At 71.4% G+C, this 21,734-nt stretch carries 16 protein-coding genes and 1 rRNA gene; 9 read left to right on the forward strand and 8 right to left on the reverse strand.

Annotated features, from left to right (window positions below; translation table 11 throughout):
* Positions 1–88: ribosomal RNA gene (gene rrf / locus ACZ6I3_RS17145) — 5S ribosomal RNA — on the forward strand; the annotation flags it as partial.
* An 87-nt stretch (positions 89–175) separates the two neighbouring features.
* On the opposite strand, the gene ACZ6I3_RS17150 is transcribed toward rrf, so the two are convergent.
* Genes ACZ6I3_RS17150 through ACZ6I3_RS17170 form a run of 5 tightly spaced genes read right to left on the reverse strand, consistent with a single transcriptional unit; the run spans position 176 to position 5,819 of the window.
* Positions 176–1,486, reverse strand: a complete 1,311-nt coding sequence (locus ACZ6I3_RS17150) for a DUF58 domain-containing protein (protein ID WP_469415410.1) — start codon at positions 1,484–1,486, stop codon at positions 176–178.
* Positions 1,486–2,475: an AAA family ATPase gene (locus ACZ6I3_RS17155; protein WP_469415698.1), complete on the reverse strand. Its 990-nt coding sequence runs from the start codon at positions 2,473–2,475 to the stop codon at positions 1,486–1,488. The genes ACZ6I3_RS17150 and ACZ6I3_RS17155 overlap by 1 nt, the downstream gene beginning before the upstream one ends.
* Positions 2,475–3,671: a DUF4350 domain-containing protein gene (locus ACZ6I3_RS17160; RefSeq protein ID WP_469415412.1), complete on the reverse strand. Its 1,197-nt coding sequence runs from the start codon at positions 3,669–3,671 to the stop codon at positions 2,475–2,477. The genes ACZ6I3_RS17155 and ACZ6I3_RS17160 overlap by 1 nt, the downstream gene beginning before the upstream one ends.
* Positions 3,668–4,438 (reverse strand): DUF4129 domain-containing protein, encoded by a 771-nt coding sequence (locus ACZ6I3_RS17165; RefSeq protein WP_469415413.1) that lies wholly within the window; start codon positions 4,436–4,438, stop codon positions 3,668–3,670. The genes ACZ6I3_RS17160 and ACZ6I3_RS17165 overlap by 4 nt, the downstream gene beginning before the upstream one ends.
* A 4-nt stretch (positions 4,439–4,442) precedes the next feature.
* On the reverse strand, positions 4,443–5,819 hold the full coding sequence (locus ACZ6I3_RS17170) for a DUF7847 domain-containing protein (RefSeq protein ID WP_469415414.1): 1,377 nt from the start codon (positions 5,817–5,819) through the stop codon (positions 4,443–4,445).
* A gap of 140 nt (positions 5,820–5,959) precedes the next feature.
* Between ACZ6I3_RS17170 and mtnA the strand changes: the two genes are divergently transcribed.
* The 7 genes from mtnA to ACZ6I3_RS17205 all read left to right on the forward strand — a co-directional run bounded on the left by mtnA (position 5,960) and on the right by ACZ6I3_RS17205 (position 15,148).
* On the forward strand, positions 5,960–7,111 hold the full coding sequence (gene mtnA / locus ACZ6I3_RS17175) for an S-methyl-5-thioribose-1-phosphate isomerase (RefSeq protein ID WP_469415415.1): 1,152 nt from the start codon (positions 5,960–5,962) through the stop codon (positions 7,109–7,111).
* 200 nt (positions 7,112–7,311) lie between these two features.
* Positions 7,312–8,001 (forward strand): two-component system response regulator MtrA, encoded by a 690-nt coding sequence (gene mtrA / locus ACZ6I3_RS17180; RefSeq protein WP_009188938.1) that lies wholly within the window; start codon positions 7,312–7,314, stop codon positions 7,999–8,001.
* Between the two features lies 1 nt (position 8,002).
* The gene (gene mtrB / locus ACZ6I3_RS17185; protein ID WP_469415417.1) at positions 8,003–10,270 is read left to right on the forward strand and encodes an MtrAB system histidine kinase MtrB; all 2,268 of its coding nucleotides are present in this window, start codon (positions 8,003–8,005) and stop codon (positions 10,268–10,270) included.
* Positions 10,260–12,092, forward strand: coding sequence for an LpqB family beta-propeller domain-containing protein (locus ACZ6I3_RS17190; protein WP_469415418.1), 1,833 nt, complete (start codon positions 10,260–10,262; stop codon positions 12,090–12,092). Before mtrB ends, ACZ6I3_RS17190 begins: the two co-directional genes overlap by 11 nt.
* Positions 12,093–12,287: 195 nt before the next feature.
* The gene (locus tag ACZ6I3_RS17195; protein WP_469415419.1) at positions 12,288–13,187 is read left to right on the forward strand and encodes a ComF family protein; all 900 of its coding nucleotides are present in this window, start codon (positions 12,288–12,290) and stop codon (positions 13,185–13,187) included.
* Positions 13,188–13,500: 313 nt separating this feature from the next.
* Complete coding sequence (gene hpf / locus ACZ6I3_RS17200; protein ID WP_189724019.1) at positions 13,501–14,196, forward strand: ribosome hibernation-promoting factor, HPF/YfiA family; 696 nt, start codon at positions 13,501–13,503, stop codon at positions 14,194–14,196.
* A gap of 205 nt (positions 14,197–14,401) precedes the next feature.
* Positions 14,402–15,148 carry a response regulator gene (locus tag ACZ6I3_RS17205; RefSeq protein ID WP_010039804.1) on the forward strand — a complete coding sequence of 249 codons (747 nt, stop codon included), beginning with the start codon at positions 14,402–14,404 and terminating at the stop codon, positions 15,146–15,148.
* Positions 15,149–15,151: 3 nt separating this feature from the next.
* Here ACZ6I3_RS17205 and ACZ6I3_RS17210 read toward each other — a convergent pair whose 3' ends face one another.
* A complete protein-coding gene (locus tag ACZ6I3_RS17210; RefSeq protein WP_469415421.1) occupies positions 15,152–16,324 on the reverse strand; it encodes a winged helix-turn-helix domain-containing protein in 1,173 nt (390 codons plus the stop codon).
* A gap of 185 nt (positions 16,325–16,509) precedes the next feature.
* Positions 16,510–17,079 (reverse strand): GNAT family N-acetyltransferase, encoded by a 570-nt coding sequence (locus ACZ6I3_RS17215; protein WP_469415423.1) that lies wholly within the window; start codon positions 17,077–17,079, stop codon positions 16,510–16,512.
* 278 nt (positions 17,080–17,357) lie between these two features.
* Here ACZ6I3_RS17215 and secA point away from each other — a divergent pair, with 278 nt between their 5' ends.
* Entirely contained in the window at positions 17,358–20,204 is a 2,847-nt protein-coding gene (secA, locus tag ACZ6I3_RS17220) for a preprotein translocase subunit SecA (protein WP_469415424.1), read from the forward strand.
* A 109-nt stretch (positions 20,205–20,313) separates the two neighbouring features.
* On the opposite strand, the gene ACZ6I3_RS17225 is transcribed toward secA, so the two are convergent.
* Positions 20,314–21,438, reverse strand: coding sequence for an Rv3235 family protein (locus ACZ6I3_RS17225; RefSeq protein WP_469415425.1), 1,125 nt, complete (start codon positions 21,436–21,438; stop codon positions 20,314–20,316).
* Positions 21,439–21,734 lie beyond the last annotated feature (296 nt).

The raw sequence follows: 21,734 nt of genomic DNA on the forward strand, positions 1-21,734 counted from the left end.
CGGTTACATTCCGAACCCGGAAGCTAAGCCTTTCAGCGCCGATGGTACTGCAGGGGGGACCCTGTGGGAGAGTAGGACGCCGCCGAACAATCATTCAAAGGAAACCCCGCATCTTCGGATGCGGGGTTTTCTGCGTTTCAGGGCCCCTTGCGGGGCCCTGAATGTCACCTGGATGTCATAGGCGGCCGGCTGCCTTCAATGCCAAGTACGCATCCGCCAGTGCCGGCGCGAGGTCGTCCGGTGTCGCGTCCACGACTGTGACGCCGTGACGGCGGAGTTGATCTGCCGTGCGGTGGCGTTCGGACTGGGCCTGGGCTGCCGCGGCGGCCTCGTAGACGGCGTCGGTGTTTCCGCGTGCTCTGGCCATTTCGGTGATGTGCGGGTCTGCCACCGATGCCAGCAGGACGGTGTGGCGCTGGGTGAGCTGCGAGAGGACCGGGAGCAGGCCTTCTTCGATGGGGGCCGTGTCCAGGGTGGTGAGCAGGACGATCAGGGAGCGGCGGGGGGACGTACGGAGGGCGGTGGCCGTGAGGCCCCGGGCGTCCGTTTCTACGAGCTCCGGCTCCAGCGTGGCCATCGCGTTGACCAGGGACGGAAGGACGTCGCCTGCGGTGCGGCCCTGGACGAGGGCGCGGACCCTGCGGTCGTAGGCGAGGAGGTCGACGCGGTCGCCGGCGCGGGAGGCGAGGGCTGCGAGGAGGAGGGCCGCGTCCATGGAGGCGTCGAGGCGGGGTGCGTCTCCCACACGGCCTGCCGAGGTGCGGCCGGTGTCGAGGACCAGGAGGATGTGGCGGTCGCGTTCGGGGCGCCAGGTACGTACGGCGACCGTGGCCTGGCGGGCTGTGGCGCGCCAGTCGATGGAGCGGGTGTCGTCGCCGGGGACGTACTCGCGGAGGCTGTCGAATTCGGTGCCCTCGCCACGGGTGAGCACGCTGGTGCGGCCGTCCAGTTCGCGGAGACGGGCCAGTTTTGAGGGCAGGTGCTTGCGGCTGGTGAAGGGGGGCAGGGCGCGAACCGCCCAGGGGGCCTTGTGGGTGCCCTGGCGGGCGAAGAGGCCTAGGGGGCCGTAGGAACGGATGGTGACTCGGTCGGCTTGGCGGTCGCCTCGGCGGGTAGGGCGGAGGCGGGTCGTCACGCGTCGGCGTTCGCCTGCGGGGACGGTGAGGCGGTGGCGGGAGGCCGTCGTTTCCGTGCCTGGCTGCCAGCTGCTGGGCGGCCAGGCGTCGCGCAGCTGGGCGCGGAGGGGGCGGCGGGACGGATTGGTGATCGTGAGGGTCACGTCTGCTGTGTCGCCCAGGCGTACCGAGGTGTCTCCGGAGCGGGTCAGGCCCAGGCGTCGGATCGGAGCCGCCAGTGCGAAGTCGCAGGCGCAGGCCACAGCCAGGGGTGCGTTGACCGCCAGGATGCCCGTCCAGCCGGGTTCCCAGATGCCGACGGGGAGGGAGCCCAGGGCCGCGAGGAGGGCGGCGCGTCCGGTGAGTGCCATCAGCGGGGGACGGGGACGTGGGTCAGGATCGCGTTGATGACGGAGTCGGCTGTCACGCCTTCCATTTCGGCCTCCGGGCGGAGCTGTACGCGGTGGCGGAGGGTGGGCAGGGCCAGGGCCTTCACGTCGTCCGGGATGACGTAGTCGCGGCCTGTCAGCCAGGCCCAGGCGCGGGCGGTTGCCAGGAGGGCCGTGGCGCCTCGGGGGGAGACGCCGAGGGTGAGGGACGGCGACTCTCGGGTGGCGCGGCAGATGTCGACGACGTAGCCGGTGATCTCCGGGGAGATGGTCGTTTTGGCGACCGCCGCGCGGGCTGCCTCCAGGTCGGCGGGGCCCGCTACGGGGCGTACGCCGGCGGCGTGGAGGTCGCGTGGGTTGAAGCCCTCGGCGTGGCGGGTGAGGACGTCGATCTCGTCCTGGCGGGAGGGCAGGGGGATGGTGAGTTTGAGGAGGAAGCGGTCCAGCTGGGCTTCCGGGAGGGGGTAGGTGCCTTCGTACTCCACCGGGTTCTGGGTCGCTGCGACCAGGAACGGGTCGGGGAGGAGGCGGGGAGTGCCGTCGACCGTGACCTGGCGTTCCTCCATGGCTTCCAGGAGGGACGACTGGGTCTTGGGGGGCGTGCGGTTGATCTCGTCCGCGAGGAGGAGGTTGGTGAAGACCGGGCCGGGCTGGAAGGAGAACTCGGCGCTGCGGGTGTCGTAGACCAGGGAGCCGGTCACGTCGCTCGGCATGAGGTCGGGGGTGAACTGGACGCGTTTGGTGTCGAGTTCGAGGGCGGAGGCGAGGGCGCGGACCAGGAGGGTCTTGGCGACGCCGGGGACGCCTTCGAGGAGGACGTGGCCGCGGCAGAGCAGGGCGACGACGAGGCCGGTCACGGCGGGGTCCTGGCCGACCACGGCCTTGGCGATCTCGGCGCGCAGGGCCTCCAGGGCGGCTCGGGCGGTGCCCGGGTCCCCGGTCTGCCCGGCGTTGTCAGTGGTCGGGTCCATCATGGACGGCGTACCTCTCTTTCGAGGGCGTCGAGTCGGTCGGCGAGTGCGATGAGTGCTGAGTCGGTGCTGGGCGCTGGGCCGAAGAGGAGTGCGTGCAGGTCCTGTCCGTCGCCGTGGAGGTGGGCGGACAGGGCGGGGAGCAGGGCCTCGGGCGTGTGCGCCTGGGTGACGGGGACGCCGATGAGGGGGGCGAGGCGGGTGCGGGTCGTGGAGCGAAGAGCGTTTGCCGCGCGGTCGCGGGCGTCGGCCTTGCGGTAGAGGCGGGCGCGGCCTTCGGCGGTTTCGGAGGCGCGGATCGCCACGGGGAGTTTTTCGGGCACGAGGGGGCCGAGTCGGCGTGCCCGCCACAGGGCGGCCAGGGCTGCGGCGATGAAGAGTTGCAGGGTGCCCCAGAGCCAGCCCGAGGGGAGCAGGTCGAAGAAGCCGCGTTCGTCGTCGGTGCCGGTGGCCGACGTGTCGGAGAGCGAGGGGAGGTACCAGACCAGATGGGGTCGGGAGCCGAGGAGCTGGAGGGCGAGCGAGGCGTTGCCCTGTTGGTCGAGGCGGTCGTTGAGGAGGATGTCGGGTGCGCCGAGGGCGACGGTGTCGCCGTTCCCGGTCGGGTCCGGGATGCGCAGCAGGGTGGCCAGGCGCTCGCTGGGGTAGCACTGGTCGGCGTCGAGGTGCGTGGTGCTGTAGCGGACGCCGCCCGTGTCGGCGGTGCCCGCGCGCTGGGCGGCGGGCAGGTCGCAGTCGGGGGCGAGCGTCGAGTCGAGGCTGGTGGCGGGGTCGGCGGTGACGCCGGGGGCGAGCCGCTCGACGGAGGCGCTGCCGGAGGCGATCAGGACGGTGCGGCCGCCGGAGCCGGCGAACGAGTCGTGCAGGCGGGACTGCTGACCTCGGGTCAGCAGGTCGGGGGCGGCGACCAGGAGGGTCGTGTCCGGGCCGGACACGGCGGCTGCCTCGTCCAGGGTGGTCACCACGCGGGTGTCCACGCCCCGGTCGGCGAGGAGCTCGGCGACGGCGCGGCTGCCGCCCGGGTCGGCGGAGCGCGGGTCGAGTTCGCCGTGGCGGGCGTCGGAGCGGATCACGGCGATGGCGATGGCACCCGCGACGAGCACGACGAGGGCGAGCGCGATACCGCGCGTGCGGGTCCACACCTGGCGGGCGGTGGGCGAGGCCGAGGTGGACGGGAGCGTGGCCTCGGTGGTCATTCGGCGGCTCCCTGGCGGGTGTGGGAGGCCGTGCTGTGGGCGCTGCTGGTGGAGAGCTGGGGCTTGGTGCGTTCCAGGTCGCGGTCGAGTTCGGCGATGCGGCGGTACGACTTCTCGGTCGCCGAGCGGCCGCCGTACGTCACGTCGTCGAAGTCCCGGGCGGCGGCGCGCAGTCGGTCGGTGTGGGCGGGCAGGGCCCGGCCTGCTTCGGCGGCGGCCTCGTCGGCGGTGCGGCCGGGGCGGACGTCGAGGAGTGCGCGTTCCTCCAGGGCGCGGACGAGGGCCCGCATGCGTTCCTGGACGGCCTGGTTCCAGTGGCCCTGGGCGGCGTGTGCCTCGGCGGCGGAGCGGTGGTCGGCGGCGCTGCGGGGGCGGTCGTCGAACAGGGCGGCGGACGAGGTGGGCCCGCGGCGCGGGGTGCCCAGGCGCCACCACAGGGCGCCCAGGACCGCGACGACGGCCAGGATGATGACGACCAGGCCGAGTGTGCCGCCGGGTGTCGCGGACGAGGCGGCGTTGAACAGTTTGCCGAGCCATTCCCAGAAGGCGTCGAGCGCGCGCTGGAACAGGCTGGGGTCGTTCTCGTGGTACATCCGCTTGGACAGCTCGCGTCGGGCCGCCTCGCGCGCGGGGTCGCGTGGGGCGGTGAGGGGCGGCTCGTCGGAGGAGCGCGCCGACGACAGTACGGAGATGTCGCCGGCGCGCAGCAGCGTGCGTATGGCGGTGCGTGGCAGTGCCGTTGTGAGAGGTTCCCCCGCCCAGCTCACCGCATCAGCTCCCCGGGGTGGCGCCGGGGGCGTGGGAGCCGTAGTCCTGGACACCTGCGGCGCGGGCCAGTTCGAGGTCGAGGGCCTCGCGGCGGATGCGCTGGTCGATGTAGAGGAGCACGGTGACGCCTGCGGTGATCGGGAAGGTGATCATGGAGCCGATCACCGCGCCGATGCCGCTGACGATGAGGAACGTCCAGCCGAGGTCGGCGCCGCCGCTGTTGAGCCAGCCGGTGATGCCTTCGCCGCTGAGGGCCGCGGCGAGGAAGGTGAACGGGATGACGATGATCGAGGCGACGACGTTCGCGATGATCGTGGCGAGCAGCTGGATGCCGAAGATCCGCCACCAGGTGCCCTGGACGAGCTTCGCGGAGCGGCTCATGGCCTTCTTGATGCCCTGCTTCTCCAGCATCAGGGCGGGCGAGGCCAGGGAGAAGCGGATCATCAGCCAGAGGGCGACGATGCCGGCGCCGATGACGCCCAGGACGGTGAGGGCGACGCCTGGCCCGGTGCTCCCGGAGGCGGTGATGAGAATGCCGGGCAGGGTGCCCGCGGTGACGATGGCGGCGGTGATGAGCAGCAACAGGCAGATGAGGCCGAACAGTTTGACGATCTGAGGGCGGGCGTCCCGCCAGGCCTCGCCGATGGTCACCGATTTGCCGAGTACGGCGCGGCTGGTGACGGTGGTGAGCAGTGCGGTCGCGATGACGGTGCCGACCAGGGAGATCACGAAGACGACGGTGGAGTTGAGCAGGGCGTCGCTCATGGCGCGGCTCAGCTCGCTGAGGGTGGCGCTCGGGTCGTTGAGGGCCTGGGTGCTGGAGTCGTCGAGGACGAGGCCCTGGAACAGGACGACGATGATCTCGGTGAGGACCGCGACGGTCAGGGAGATACCCAGGACCGTGCGCCAGTAGGTGCGCATGGTGGAGACGGCGCCGTCGAGGATCTCGCCCACGCCGAGGGGGCGGAGCGGGATGATGCCGGGCTTGGCGGCGGGCGGGGGGCCGCCCCAGCCGCTTCCCCAGCCGCCGGGGGGCCCGTATCCGCCGGGGGCTGCGGGGCCGCCAGGGCCGTATCCGGCCGGGCCGTGGCCGCCGGGGGGCTGGGTGCCCCAGCCCGGGCCGGGGGGCGGGGGCGGGGGCGCCTGGCCGGGGACCGTCGGGCCGCTGGGGGCCGACCACTGGGCGGGTGGCGGCTGGTCCTTGGACCACTGCGGGCCAGGGCCCTGCGGGGCCTGGCCCGGCTGGGCCGCTTGGCCGGGCTGGTCCGCGGGCTGTGCGGGGCCGGGGCGGTCGGTGGGCTCGGCAGGGCCGGACTGGTCCGGCTTCTGCCCGTCGGACGGGGCGGATCCGGGCGAGGCCCAGCCCGGAGTGTCGTTCATCGTCGCTCCTTCACGGTGCCCGTCCGCGGTCGCGGCGGCAGGTTGGCAGCCATCGTGCCATGGGGTGGTCTTGGAATGACCGGCCGCGGTATGGGCTGCGTACCTTCAATTGTCCGCTCCACAGGGGGCAGACTGACCGCATGGCTGATCAGTACGCGTACAGCGGCGATGACAAGCGGCCGACCGAGATCCCCGCGATCCGTTGGGAGGAGCCACCGGAAGGACCCGTTCTGGTCCTTCTCGATCAGACGAGGTTGCCGGCCGAGGAGGTCGAACTGGTCTGTACGGACGCGTCCGCGCTGGTGGAGGCGATCCGCTCGCTCTCCGTGCGCGGGGCGCCGTTGCTCGGTATCGCGGGGGCGTACGGTGTCGCGCTCGCCGCCGTGCGGGGCTTCGACGTGGACGAGGCCGCGGCCGCGCTGGCCAGTGCCCGGCCGACCGCGGTGAACCTGGCCCTCGGTGTGCGCCGGGCGCGATCGGCCCACGAGGCGGCGCTCGCCAAGGGCGGTGATGTCCGGCAGGCGGCCTCGGCGGCGCTGGCGGCGGCGCGGCAGTTGCACCGGGAGGACGCCGAGGCCAGTGCGCGGATGGCCGAGCACGGGCTGGCGCTGCTGGACGAGTTGCTGCCCGGTGGCGGGCACCGGATCCTCACCCACTGCAACACCGGTTCGCTGGTGTCGGGCGGGGAGGGGACGGCGTTCGCGGTGGGGCTCGCGGCGCATCGGGCGGGGCGGCTCCGGCGGCTGTGGGTGGACGAGACGCGTCCGTTGCTGCAGGGCGCTCGGCTGACGGCGTACGAGGCGGCGCGGAGCGGGATGGCGTACACGCTGCTCACCGACAACGCGGCGGGGTCGCTGTTCGCCGCCGGGGAGGTGGACGCGGTGCTGATCGGGGCGGACCGCATCACGGCGGACGGTTCGGTGGCGAACAAGGTGGGGAGCTATCCGCTGGCGGTGCTCGCGCGGTACCACCATGTGCCGTTCATCGTGGTGGCGCCGGTGACGACGGTGGATCCGGACACCCCGGACGGGGCGTCCATCGAGGTCGAGCAGCGTCCCGGCCACGAGGTGACCGAGGTGGTGGCGCCGCAGGTGCCGGTCGCCGGTGCGCAGGAGGCGGGGGGCGGCATTCCCGTGGCGCCGCTGGGAACGCAGGCGTACAACCCGGCGTTCGACGTGACCCCGCCCGAGTTGGTGACGGCGATCGTCACGGAGGAGGGTGTGGTTTCGCCGGTGACGGCGGAGGCGCTCGCCGAGGTGTGTGCGCGGTCGCGGAGGGTGACGGCGGGCTGAGCTCAACGGCTGCCGGAGCGGGTGCGGGGCGGGCGGGCTCCGGCGGTCGCGTCCCCCTCCCGTGCGCCGGCGGCCCGGTCGGCGGGCGTCGTGGAGATCAACTATGGGCGGGCGAGGGCAGACAGTAGCGCTTGCTGCGACTATGGTCACTGGCCGGTGACCTACCTCACCACTGCCTTCGCCACCGTTATGAGAATGGGATGATGTCGTTTATGAAGGGACGAGTCCTTGTCGTCGACGACGACACCGCACTGGCCGAGATGCTCGGCATCGTGCTGCGTGGTGAGGGTTTTGAGCCGTCTTTCGTGGCTGACGGTGACAAGGCGCTGGCCGCTTTCCGTGAGGCCAAGCCCGATCTGGTGCTGCTGGACCTGATGCTGCCCGGTCGGGACGGCATCGAGGTGTGCCGTCTGATCAGGGCGGAGTCCGGGGTGCCGATCGTGATGCTCACGGCGAAGAGCGACACGGTCGACGTCGTGGTGGGCCTGGAGTCGGGTGCCGACGACTACATCGTGAAGCCGTTCAAGCCGAAGGAGCTGGTCGCCCGGATCCGGGCGCGGCTGCGGAGGTCGGAGGAGCCCGCTCCGGAGCAGCTCGCCATCGGTGACCTGGTCATCGACGTGGCCGGGCACTCCGTGAAGCGGGACGGGCAGTCGATCGCGCTGACGCCGCTGGAGTTCGACCTGCTGGTCGCGCTCGCGCGCAAGCCGTGGCAGGTGTTCACGCGCGAGGTGCTGCTGGAGCAGGTCTGGGGCTACCGGCACGCGGCGGACACGCGGCTGGTCAACGTGCATGTGCAGCGGCTGCGCTCCAAGGTCGAGAAGGACCCGGAGAAGCCGGAGATCGTGGTGACCGTCCGTGGCGTCGGGTACAAGGCAGGACCGAGCTGACATGTCCGGCGACAGTGCCGCTTCGGCGCCCGGACGGTCCGGGGCCCGCCCGGGGCGGCCTGTCGGGCGGAAGAAGACGGGGTCCCGCTGGGGACGGTTCCTGGAGAGCGGGCTGCTGCTCCAGGGCGGGGTACAGGGCAGTCCGGTCATCCGCCTGTTCATGCGGTGGGTGCGCCGGCCGCTGCTGCCCGTCATGCGGCTGTGGCGGCGCAACATCCAGCTCAAGGTCGTCGTCACGACGCTGCTGATGTCGCTTGGCGTGGTGCTGCTGCTGGGCTTCGTCGTCATCGGGCAGGTGCGCAACGGCCTGCTGGACGCCAAGGTGAAGGCGTCCCAGAGCCAGGCCACCGGCGGTTTCGCGGTGGCCAAGCAGCGGGCCGACGAGGCGGCGAGCGGGACCGGCGACGATGTCGCCACGGCGGACGGCCGTCCCGCGCAGAACGTCATCCAGTGGATGAGTGATCTGGTGTCCTCGCTGTCCAGCGGCGGGCAGGGCGCTTTTGACGTGGTCACGCTTCCGGCTTCCGACGCCGACGGTGCCGGCGGACGTGGTCCGCGTGCCTCCGGTGAGGTGGACTGGAGCAAGAGCGTGCCCGCGGCGCTGCGGGAGCGGATCGGCAGCAGTACGACGGCCGCGCAGAGCTACAGCCGCGTCATCTACAACAACGACACCAAGGACTCCCAGCCCGCCCTGGTCATCGGCAAGCAGGTCAACGACCCGAACGGCGATCCGTACCAGCTCTACTACCTCTTCCCGCTCACCCAGGAGGAGAAGTCGCTGAGCCTGGTCAAGGGGACTCTGGCGACGGCCGGGCTGTTCGTCGTGGTGCTGCTCGGGGCCATCGCGTGGCTGGTGGTGCGCCAGGTCGTCACGCCGGTGCGGATGGCGGCGGGGATCGCCGAGCGGTTGTCGGCCGGGCGGCTTCAGGAACGTATGAAGGTCACCGGCGAGGACGACATCGCGCGTCTCGGCGAGGCCTTCAACAAGATGGCGCAGAACCTTCAGCTGAAGATCAGCCAGCTGGAGGACCTGTCGCGCATGCAGCGCCGGTTCGTGTCGGACGTGTCGCACGAGCTGCGTACGCCGCTGACGACCGTACGGATGGCGGCGGACGTCATCCATGAGGCGCGGGAGGACTTCGACCCGATCACCGCGCGGTCGGCGGAGCTGCTCGCCGACCAGCTGGACCGGTTCGAGTCGCTGCTCGCGGACCTGCTGGAGATCAGCCGGTTCGACGCGGGTGCCGCGGCCCTGGAGGCGGAGCCGATAGACCTCAGGGACGTCGTGCGGCGGGTGGTCAGCGGGGCCGAGCCGCTCGCGGAGCGCAAGGGCACGCAGATCCGGGTCTTCGGCGACCAGCAGCCCGTCGTCGCCGAGGCCGACGCCCGGCGGGTGGAGCGCGTGCTGCGCAACCTCGTCGTGAACGCCGTGGAGCACGGTGAGGGCAGGGACGTCGTCGTCAAGCTCGCCGCGGCCGGCGGCGCGGTCGCCGTCGCGGTGCGGGACTACGGGGTCGGGCTGAAGCCGGGTGAGGCGACCCGGGTGTTCAGCCGCTTCTGGCGGGCCGACCCGGCACGCGCGCGGACCACGGGTGGTACGGGGCTCGGGCTGTCCATCGCCCTGGAGGACGCGCGGCTGCACGGCGGCTGGCTGCAGGCGTGGGGTGAGCCGGGCGGCGGTTCGCAGTTCCGGCTGACGCTGCCCAGGACCGCGGACGAGCCGCTGCGGGGCTCCCCGATACCGCTGGAGCCCAAGGACTCACGGCGCAACCGGGGACTCGACGACGCGGGTCTGCCCTGCGGCGGCGGGGACGGCGAGAAGCGGGCGACCGTGCCGGCACAGCCGGCGGGCGGTCCGGTGCCGTCGGGGCCGACCCGCAACCCGATACCGCCGCGGGCGTCCACCGTGGCGCCCACGGCCGATCCGACGGCGCTGCCCGGCAACGGCGCGCGCGTGGTGCCGCGGCCCGCCTCGGGCACGCGGCGGCAGGACGAGTCGGTGCCAGCGGAGTCGTCGGCTCGTGGCGGGGGCGCGGAGAGCACGGCCGGTGACGGCGGTGCGAGTGGTACGGCGCGGACGGCTCGTGACGAGGGCGGGGGTGAACCGGCCGGAACGGCTCGTGACGGGGTCGGCGGCGGCCCTGCGGGGGCGGCCCCGGGACCGGCCGTGAGCGGGCCGCGGGACAAGGACAACGGCTCCGCGGGCTCGGGCAGGGAAGCCGAGCCGGGAGACGCGAACAGGCAAGGGGAGGCATCTCGTGGGCGCTGACCGCGAGGGGCGCGGTCGGCGTACGCCCGCGCGCGTGATGGCGTACGCCGCCGGTGGCGTGCTGGTGCTGGCGGGGTGCGCCTCGATGCCGGACAGCGGGGATCTGCGGGGCGTGGAGTCGACACCGCGCCAGGACACCCAGGTGCGGGTGTTCGCCGTGCCGCCGGGGGAGGACGCGCCGCCCTCGGAGATCGTGCAGGGCTTCCTGGAGGCGCTCACCAGCGACGATCCGCACTACAAGACCGCGCGCCAGTACCTGACCGGCGAGGCGGCGAAGACCTGGCGGCCGGAGCTGTCCACCACGGTGCTCACGGACGGGCCGGGTGCCAAGGCCGAGGGTGCCGGCGGCCGGGAGGACACCGGCGAGATCTCGTACACGCTGACCGGCACCAAGGTGGCCACCGTGGACGCGCAGCAGTCGTACGCGCCGGCGACCGGGGCGTACGGCAGGACCGTGCACCTGACGCAGGACGAGAAGAGCGGGCAGTGGCGGATCGACGCGCTGCCTCAGGGCGTCCTCATGGGCCAGTCGGACTTCCAGCGCAACTACATGTCCGTCAGCAAGTACTACTTCGCCTCCAACACCATGGCGGCCGGGGCGGACACGCAGCCCACGGCGGTCGCCGACCCCGTCTACATCCGCCGCCGGGTGGACCCCACGACACAGATGGTGCGCTCCCTGCTCAACGGGCCCACCCGGTGGCTCGGGCCCGTGGTCAGGTCGAGCGTCCCCACCGGTACGGCGCTGGCGAAGGACGCCGGAGCGCTCACGCCCGACGAGCGGAACAAGCTGACGGTCCCGCTCAACGACAAGGCCGCGGGCATCGGCACCAACAGGTGCCAGGAGATGGCGGCCCAGACACTCTTCACGCTGAGGAACCTCAGCCCCGCGGTGGACGAGGTCGCGCTGCGGGCCGGCGGGGCCGAGCTGTGCTCGCTCACGCAGGAAGCGGCCGACGCGGCGGCCTTCCGGACCTCGGCGCGCCACCCCGACTACCTGTACTTCGTCGACGCCAAGGACCGGCTCGTACGGATCCCGGCCGGCAGCAGCGACACCAAGCCGGACACGGCACCTGGGGCGCTGGGCGAGGGCGACACGGCGCTGCGGGCGGTGGCGGTGTCGCGCGACGAGCACACCGCGGCCGGTGTCGGCCTCGACGGCAGGTCGCTGTACGTGGGATCGCTGGTCTCGGGCGGTTCGCTGGGCGAGCCGGTGCTGCGCAGCCAGGGCCGGACCGAGGAGGACCGGCTGACGACGCCCAGCTGGGACGCGGACGACGGCCTGTGGGTGGCCGACCGTGACCCGGACAACCCCCGGCTGCTGCTGCTCGAGGAGGGCAAGGGCGATCCGCTGGAGGTGCGCACACCGCACCTGGACGGGCGGATCCAGTCCGTGCGGGTGGCCGCCGACGGCGTGCGGATCGCGCTCGTCGTGGAGAAGGGCGGCAAGAAGACCCTGCTCATCGGGCTGATCGAGCGGGAGGAGAAGCCGGGCGAGAAGCCGGCCGTCAGGGTGGTCGAACTTCGCTCCGCGACGCCGGAGTTGGAGGAGGTCACAGCCATGTCGTGGGCCGGTGACAGCCGGCTCGTGGTGGTCGGGCGCGAGCACGGGGGCGTGGAGCAGATGCGGTACGTCCAGGTCGACGGCTCCACGCCGGACGTGCCGGCGCCCGCCGCGCTGACCGGCGTCAAGGAGGTCACCGCCGCCGAGGACGACCGGCTGCCGCTGGTGGCGTACTCGGTGGACGGCATCGTCCGGCTGCCGTCGGGCGCGCAGTGGCAGAAGGTGACGGAGGGGACGGCGCCGGTTTATCCGGGGTGAGCGCCGGTTTGTAGTACAGGTTTGTAGTACCGGTTTGCAGCGCCGGTTCGTCCGGTGTGAGGCGTCCCGGTGGGGATGCGGTGGGTCCTGGCCGGGGCCGGTGGAAACCGGCCGTCGGCTCGGGGCGACGCGTTGTCCACAGGGAGTTATCCACAGGGGTGGCCGGGTGCCCTCGCTGTTGGCACAGTGGTGGCCATGCGGGGCTGGTGGCAGGACCTCACCGACCTGGTGCTGCCGGGCGAGTGCGGGGGCTGCGGGGCGCCTCGTACGGTGCTGTGCGCGAAGTGCCGTGCGGTGCTGAGCGGAGCGGTGGCGCATCGGGTGCGGCCGGTGCCGGAGCCACCGGGACTGCCGGTGGTGCACGCGGCGGCTCGGTACGCGGACGAGGTCCGGGCGACGCTGCTGGCCCACAAGGAACGGGGCGCTCTGGCGCTCGCCGGTCCGCTCGGGGCCGCTCTGGCGGGGGCGGTACGGGCGGGAGTTCCAGGAGCGCGGAGTGGGCCCTGGCCGGGGGCCGGAGGGGTGCGGTCGCGGGGCATCGGGGCGGCTGTGCTGCTCGTGCCCGTTCCGTCCGGGCGGCGGGCCGTGCGGGCCAGGGGGCATGATCCGGCGCGGCGGATCGCGCTCGCGGCGGCTGGTGAGCTGCGGCGGAGTGGGGTGCCGGCCAGGGCGCTCGGCGTGCTGCGGCAGCGGCGGGCCGTGGCCGACCAGTCGGGGCTCAACTCACGGCAGCGGCTGGACAATCTCGCGGGCGCGCTGGCGGTGGCGCCCGGTGGTGCCCGGCTGCTCTCCGAGGGCCTGGTCGTCCTCGTCGACGACGTGATGACCACAGGGGCCTCGCTGGCGGAAGCCGCGCGTGCCGTGCGGTCGGCGGCGGGGCTGGTTTCGAACGCTGCGGGAACTGGGGCCGTGTACAGGGGAGAGACCTGGGAAAGCAGAGAAGAACAGAACATCGGATCAACGCGAGAGAGGACGAGCCGATGGCCCGCCCGGCAGGGAATCACGGGTGCGGGCGGCGTCGGCGGAGTCGTTGACGTGGTGTGCGCGGCCGTGGTCGCGGCACCGCCGGACTCTTTCGAAATAAACCGGAACTGACTGAGAACTTGCGTCGTTGCAGGTAACGAGAGGGCCTATTCACCTGAACGGAGGTACGCCGCAGTAGAGGGTGACGACATCCGTCCGGGCGAGATATGTTCGGTTGAGAGGGAAAGCCGCAGGCCACACCTCTCAAAACCGAATGCCGTGCTGCGGGTTTTTCTTCATCACTCGCGACGGTGGAGTGGAGATCTCGCTCACGGGGGAGGAGGTGGAAGTCACCGAGAGTCCGAGGTTCCGGGCCTCACCGGAACCTGGTGCAAAAGGGAGATGCTCCGCACCGAAGCGGAGTGATCCGGGAACGGAGTTCTGCGTGGACATCGTCGTCAAGGGCCGCAAGACCGAGGTGCCCGAGCGGTTCCGGAAGCACGTGGCCGAGAAGCTGAAGCTGGAGAAGATCCAGAAGCTCGATGGCAAGGTGATCAGCCTCGACGTCGAGGTGTCCAAGGAGCCCAACCCCCGGCAGGCCGACCGCTGTGACCGAGTGGAGATCACGCTCCGCTCCCGCGGTCCGGTGATCCGGGCGGAGGCAGCGGCGAGCGATCCGTACGCGGCGCTCGACCTGGCGGCGGAAAAGCTGGAAGCCCGGCTGCGCAGGCAACACGACAAGCGGTTCTCGCGTCGTGGCTCGCGCCGGATCCCGGCCGCCGAGGTCGCCGATCACGTCCCGGGCGTGGCGACGCTCAACGGCAACGGCTTGGTGCCGACCCCGGAGGAAGAGCCGGCGGCCGTGCCCACGAAGAAGATCGGCTCACTGGAAGTACAGGGTGACGGCCCCATCGTCGTCCGCGAGAAGACCCACGTCGCAGCACCCATGACCCTCGACCAGGCTCTCTACGAGATGGAGCTGGTCGGGCACGACTTCTACCTGTTCGTCGACTCCGAGACCAAGGAACCGAGTGTCGTCTACCGACGGCACGCCTACGACTACGGCGTGATCCACCTCAGCACGGACACGATGGTCACACAGGTGCACGCCCCCGACGCGGGCGGTGCGCTCGGCGGCTGACCGTGCCGGGTGACAGCGGAGCAGGTGCCCCTGGAGCGCGTGTGCGCCCCCAGGGGCACCCCTGTGCGACCACTGCGCGCCCCGCTCGGTCGTCCCGGTGCCGTCCGGGCATGAAATCATGGTGGCCACGACCCAATCGGTGGGTCGTTGCTCTGGGTTGGCGATGGCTCAGGACCACAGGCCGCAGCCTTCAGGGGGAGGAACGATGGCGGACAGCTTCGGACCGATGCGTGACGAGGATGCCGACGACGGCGTTGTCGGCATGGGCCCGGACACGGACTCTCCACGCAAGGAACCGATCAGAGTCCTTGTGGTGGACGACCACGCCCTGTTCCGCCGTGGCCTGGAGATCGTGCTCGCGGCCGAGGAGGACATCCAGGTCATCGGGGAGGCCGGCGACGGCGCCGAGGCCGTCGAGAAGGCCGCCGACCTGCTGCCCGACATCGTTCTGATGGACGTGCGGATGCCCAAGCGGGGCGGGATCGAGGCGTGCACCTCCATCAAGGAGGTCGCACCCAGCGCCAAGATCATCATGCTGACGATCAGCGACGAGGAAGCCGATCTCTACGACGCCATCAAGGCGGGTGCGACCGGCTATCTCCTCAAGGAGATCTCGACGGACGAGGTGGCCACCGCCATTCGCGCGGTGGCCGACGGGCAGTCGCAGATCAGCCCGTCCATGGCGTCGAAGCTGCTCACCGAGTTCAAGTCGATGATCCAGCGCACGGACGAGCGCCGGCTGGTGCCCGCGCCGCGGCTGACGGACCGCGAACTCGAAGTCCTCAAACTCGTCGCGACGGGGATGAACAACCGGGACATCGCCAAGGAGTTGTTCATCTCCGAGAACACCGTGAAGAACCATGTGCGCAACATCCTGGAGAAGCTGCAGCTGCATTCCAGGATGGAGGCGGTGGTGTACGCGATGCGAGAGAAGATTCTCGAGATTCGCTGACGGTCAGGCGGTCGTCCGGGCGAGCTCCCTCACGAGAGGCTCGCGCAGGTGTGGTGCGTCGACCCGCTCCACGCGTACGTCCGTGCAGTCCACCCAGGTCGCCGCCTCGGCCAGGGCCTGGGCGACCGCCGGGACCGCCTTCGGGCCGTCGAGCGTGACCTGCCTGGCCACCAGAGTGCCGCCCTCGCGGGCCGGGTCCACGCGGCCGACGAGTCGGCCGCCGGCCAGGACCGGCATCGCGAAGTAGCCGTACACCCGCTTCTGCTTGGGGACGTAGGCCTCCAGGCGGTGGGTGAAGCCGAAGATCCGCTCCGTGCGCGCCCGCTCCCAGATCAGGGAGTCGAAGGGCGACAGGAGGGTGGTGCGGTGGCGGCCGCGCGGAGGTGTCTCCAGCGCCGCGGGGTCGGCCCAGGCCGGCTTGGACCAGCCCTCGACCGTGACCGGGACCAGGCCCGAGTCGGCGATCACCGCGTCGACCTGTTCGCCCTTGAGGCGGTGGTAGTCGGCGATGTCCGCGCGGGTACCGACGCCGAGGGACTGGCCCGCCAGGCGGACCAGGCGGCGTACGCACTCGGTGTCGTCGAGTTCGTCGTGCAGCAGGGGCTGCGGGACGGCGCGCTCGGCGAGGTCGTAGAGGCGCTTCCAGCCGCGGCGCTCCACGCAGACCACCTCGCCGTACATCAGGGCGCGTTCGACGGCGACCTTCGTGCCGGACCAGTCCCACCAGTCGCTCGTCTTCTTCGCGCCGCCCAACTCCGTCGCGGTGAGGGGGCCTTCGGAGCGGAGCTGCTTGATGACCTGGTCGTAGACACCGTCCGGGAGGTCGTGGTTCCAGTGCGGGCGGTTGCGGTAGGCGCGGCGGCGGAAGGCGAAGTGGGGCCACTCCTCGATGGGGAGGATGCAGGCCGCGTGGGACCAGTACTCGAAGGCGTGAGTGTCTCTCCAGTAGGCGTTCTCGACTGTCTTTCGGCCTACCGCGCCCAGGCGGGCATACGGGACGAGCTCGTGGGAGCGGGCCAGGACCGAGATGGTGTCGAGCTGTATCGCGCCCAGGTGGCGGAGGACGCCGCGGACGCCGGAGCGGCGGTCGGGGGCGCCGAGGAAGCCTTGGGCGCGGAGCGCCAGGCGGCGGGCCTCGTCTGCGGAGAGCTCTGCGGTGGGGCGCGGGGTGGTCATGGGTCCGCACGATAGGGGGTGGGACTGACAATGGGGCGTGACCTGCGGGGTTGGGTGTCCGGTGCTGGCGTGGGTGTGGGGGCGGGGTGGGTGCGCAGCACGGCGGTGCGGGGTGCCGCTGCGCCCACCCGTGCCGCCCCCAGCGGCACGCATGCCCGCAGCTCGGGCGGCACGCATGCCCGCAGCTAGGAGGGGGCGGGGAGGTACGGGGCCGTTGAGGGGAGGCTCAGGTCTGAGGGGAGGAGGGAGCCCACCCAGGAGTCCCGGCGTACTCCCTTGTTGTTGACGGCGGCGCGCAGGGTGCCTTCGATGGTGAAGCCGGAGCGTTCCGCCACGGCGCGGGAGGCGTGGTTGCCCACCTCGGCGCGCCATTCGACGCGGTCGAGCGCGGCGTGGACGAAGGCCCAGCGGCAGGCGGTGAGGACGGCCTCCGTGATGTAGCCGTTGGCGCGGTGCTGCTTGGTGGCCCAGAAGCCGATCTCGCCGACGCCCAGGGCGCGCATGGTGATGCCGAGCATGCCCGCCAGTTCTCCGGAGTGGAGGAAGACGCCGAGAGTGAACATGGACCCGTCCGCCCAGCCGTCCGGGACCATCTGTTCCGTGAAGCCCTGGGCGTGCTCCAGCAGGTAGGGCGAGGGGATCGTGGTCCAGCGCTGGATGTCGGGGTCCTGGCAGGCGTCGTACACCGCGTCGGTGTCCTGGGGGCCGACCGTGCGCAGCAGGAGGCGGTCCGTGGTGAGGGTGACGGGGTCCATCGGCCGATTCTGCTCGGAGGTCGCAGAAGGCGCCATCTGCTGGCGGTGGGTGAGTGTCTTGTCACGCTTCGTTTAATTCGGTCGGGGGATGCGGCACTATCCGCGGCGCCCGGACGTTGTCCCCTTTGAAGCAGACGAATCAGAATTGAAGCAGCGCACGGTCGCCGTCACGGCAGGCCCTCCCGGCGCGGTGGGGTCCTCGCATACGATGGCCGTTGCTCAGTAAGTCAAGTGGTAACCGACCGTCCCAGGCCCGACCGGCAAGGAGACCAACCCCCGTGTCCGTCCTCTCGAAGATCATGCGTGCAGGCGAAGGCAAGATCCTGCGCAAGCTGCACCGCATCGCGGACCAGGTCAACTCCATCGAAGAGGACTTCGTCGACCTCTCCGACGCCGAGCTGCGCGCCCTCACGGATGAGTACAAGCAGCGCTACGCCGACGGCGAGACCCTGGACGACCTGCTGCCCGAGGCGTTCGCCACCGTTCGCGAGGCCGCCAAGCGCGTCCTCGGCCAGCGTCACTACGACGTGCAGATGATGGGCGGCGCCGCCCTGCACATGGGCTACGTGGCAGAGATGAAGACCGGTGAGGGCAAGACCCTCGTCGGCACGCTGCCGGCGTATCTGAACGCCCTGTCCGGCAAGGGCGTCCACATCATCACGGTCAACGACTACCTGGCCGAGCGCGACTCCGAGATGATGGGCCGCGTCCACCGGTTCCTGGGCCTCGAGGTCGGCTGCATCCTGGCCAACATGACGCCGGCTCAGCGCCGCGAGCAGTACGCCTCCGACATCACGTACGGCACGAACAACGAGTTCGGCTTCGACTACCTCCGCGACAACATGGCGTGGTCCCAGGACGAGCTCGTCCAGCGCGGCCACAACTTCGCCATTGTCGACGAGGTCGACTCCATCCTCATCGACGAGGCCCGTACGCCGCTGATCATCTCCGGCCCGGCCGACCAGGCCACCAAGTGGTACGGGGACTTCGCCAAGCTGGTGAAGCGCCTCAAGCGCGGCGAGGCCGGCCAGCCGCTCAAGGGCCTCGAGGAGACCGGCGACTACGACGTCGACGAGAAGAAGCGCACGGTCGCCATCCACGAGTCCGGTGTCGCCAAGGTCGAGGACTGGCTGGGCATCGACAACCTCTACGAGTCGGTGAACACGCCGCTGGTGGGCTACCTGAACAACGCCATCAAGGCCAAGGAGCTCTTCAAGAAGGACAAGGACTACGTCATCATCGACGACGAGGTCATGATCGTCGACGAGCACACCGGACGTATCCTCGCCGGCCGCCGCTACAACGAGGGCATGCACCAGGCGATCGAGGCGAAGGAAGGGGTGCCGATCAAGGACGAGAACCAGACGCTCGCCACGATCACCCTCCAGAACTTCTTCCGCCTCTACAAGCGCCACGACCACAACGAGAAGGAACAGCCCGGCCTGTGCGGCATGACCGGTACGGCCATGACCGAGGCCGCCGAGTTCCACCAGATCTACAAGCTCGGTGTGGTGCCGATCCCGACCAACCGGCCGATGGTCCGCAAGGACCAGTCGGACCTGATCTACCGGACCGAGGTCGCCAAGTTCGAGGCGGTCGTCGACGACATCGAGGAGAAGCACCGCAAGGGGCAGCCGATCCTCGTCGGCACGACCTCGGTCGAGAAGTCCGAGTACCTCTCGCAGCAGCTCAGCAAGCGCGGCATCCAGCACGAGGTGCTGAACGCCAAGCAGCACGACCGTGAGGCGACGATCGTCGCCCAGGCCGGCCGCAAGGGCTCCGTCACCGTGGCCACGAACATGGCCGGCCGTGGTACGGACATCAAGCTCGGCGGCAACCCCGAGGACCTCGCCGAGGCGGAGCTGCGTCAGCGCGGCCTCGACCCCGAGGAGCACATCGAGGAGTGGGCGCACGCCCTGCCCGAGGCGCTCAAGCGGGCCGAGAAGGCCGTCCAGGCCGAGAAGGACGAGGTCGAGAAGCTCGGCGGGCTCTACGTGCTGGGCACCGAGCGCCACGAGTCGCGGCGGATCGACAACCAGCTGCGCGGTCGTTCCGGCCGTCAGGGCGACCCGGGCGAGTCCCGCTTCTACCTCTCGCTCGGCGACGACCTGATGCGGCTGTTCAAGGCCCAGATGGTCGAGCGTGTGATGTCGATGGCGAACGTCCCCGACGACGTGCCGATCGAGAACAAGATGGTCACGCGCGCGATCGCCTCCGCCCAGTCGCAGGTCGAGCAGCAGAACTTCGAGACCCGTAAGAACGTCCTCAAGTACGACGAGGTCCTCAACCGCCAGCGTGAGGTCATCTACGGCGAGCGGCGCCGCGTCCTGGAGGGCGAGGACCTGCACGAGCAGGTGCAGCACTTCATGGACGACACCATCGACGCCTACGTCCAGGCGGAGACGGCCGAGGGCTTCCCCGAGGACTGGGACCTCGACCGGCTGTGGGGTGCCTTCAAGCAGCTGTACCCGTCCAAGATCACGATCGAGGAGCTGGAGGAGGCCGCCGGCGACCGGGCGGGCCTGACCGCCGAGTTCATCGGCGACTCCATCAAGGACGACATCCACGAGCAGTACGAGGAGCGTGAGGCGCAGCTCGGCTCCGAGATCATGCGTGAGCTGGAGCGCCGGGTCGTGCTGTCGGTCCTGGACCGCAAGTGGCGCGAGCACCTCTACGAGATGGACTACCTCCAGGAGGGCATCGGCCTGCGCGCGATGGCGCAGAAGGACCCGCTGGTCGAGTACCAGCGCGAGGGCTTCGACATGTTCACCGCAATGATGGAGGGCATCAAGGAGGAGTCCGTCGGCTACCTGTTCAACCTGGAGGTCCAGGTCGAGCAGCAGGTCGAGGAGGTTCCGGTCGAGGACACCAAGCCGGTGGCCGACCTGGAGAAGCAGGACGCGGTGCCGGCGCAGGCGGGCTCCCGGCCGGAGATCCGTGCCAAGGGGCTCGACGTCCCGCAGCGGCGCAACCTCCACTTCTCCGCGCCGACGGTCGACGGTGAGGGCGGCACCATCGAGGGTGACTTCACCGAGGACGGCGAGCCGGCGCGTTCCGAGTCCGACGGCCTCACGCGCGCGGAGCGCCGGAAGCAGGCGAAGGGCCGGGGGCGCCGTAAGAAGTGACGGTGGCCGAGGCACCGTAGCGGCTTGAAGGGCCGGACACCCGAGGGTGTCCGGCCCTTCGGCTTGGGGTGGGCCGGCCGGGCGTCCGTTGCCTCGGCCGGCGCGTCCCTCAGTCGGCCTCCGCCTGGGGTGGGCGGGGGCCGCCCAGTTCCACCGCCGTGCAGCGCCAGCGGAGGTCCTGGCCGAGTTCCAGACGGAAGGCCATGGCGCGGAGGCGGTCGCCGGCGCCGATGCGGGCGAAGGCCTCGATGGCGCCGGCGCGGGGTTCGAACCAGCCGATGTCCCGGATGACGGGGCGGGCGCCGCGGGTGCGCAGGGGGCCGCGTTCGGCGAGCCAGGCCAGTTCGTCGTAGGCGCGGCCCCGGGTGTGGCGGAGCATCGAGTGGACGGGGCGACGTCCGCTGAGCACGGCGAGCAGGAGGTCGGCGAAGAGGTCGGTGGGCAGGAGCGGCTGGGGGATCGGCCGGCGGGGGCTCTGGGCCGGGACGCGGGGTGCGGTGTCCGTGGGGGTGCGGGGCGTCGGCCGGGGTGTTGCGCGGGTGGTGGTGGCGGTGGTGGTGCCGGCGCCGGTGCGGGGTGTGCGGGTGCGGGAGGGGGTCGGTGGGCGGTTGTCCGCGGGGCGGGTGTGGGCCTTCTTGGCGCGGCCGGGGGCCGGGGGACGGTCTCCGGCGGCCGTGGTGCGGGCGTGGCCTCCGCCGGGGGTGCGCGGAGGGGCTGCGCCGCTGGGCGGGCGCGGGGTGGTGGTGCTGGGGGTGCGTGAGGTGGTGCTGTCGGGGGTGCGGGGAGCGGTGGCGCCGTGGGTGTGTGAGGTGGTGCTGCTGGGAGTTCGGCGAGCGGTGCTGGCGAGGGTGCGCGGGGTGGTGTCGCTGGGGGTGCGGGGGGTGGTGCTGCCGGGGGTGTGCGGGGACGTGTCGCCGGGGGTTCGCCGAGCGGTGCCGTCGGGAGTTCGTGGAGCGGTGGCGCCGGGAGTGTGCGGGGTGGTTGCTCCGGGGGTGTGTGGGGTGGTGCTGCTGAGGGCGTGTGAGGAGGCGTCGCCGGGGGTGCGCGGAGGGGCTGCGCCGCTGGGCGGGCGCGGGGTGGTGGTGCTGGGGGTGTGTGAGGAGGCGTCGCCGGGGGTGCGTGGAGCGGTGTCGTCGGGAGTTCGCGGGGTGGTGGTGCTGGGAGTGCGTGAGGTGGTGTCGCCGGGGCGGTGGGGCGGAGGGTGGCCGGGCCGGCGGTGTTGTGCCCTGGTCATGACCTTGTGCATGGGGGGTCCCCGTTTCGTGGGCCGGTGATACCCGTGAGTAACTTCGGGTTGGTGATCTTGTACGGGGCGGACGGGGGCAGGGGCAAGGCAGGGGGCCTCGGGTCGGGGGCGCAGGATTGTTCACCTATCTGGGTGATTCGGAGGCTGAGGGGCCCGTCAGGGCGGGGGTGTGCCGGGTGAATTCCGAGCCCGGGGTGGACGCGTCCGGCGTCACGGGCGGGAACTCGAAAGGGGACCCCCGCACGTATCCTGGAGGCCCTCCGGGGCCTTCCCGGGCCCTCCGA

It is taken from the genome of Streptomyces sp. NPDC041940, assembly GCF_055589465.1.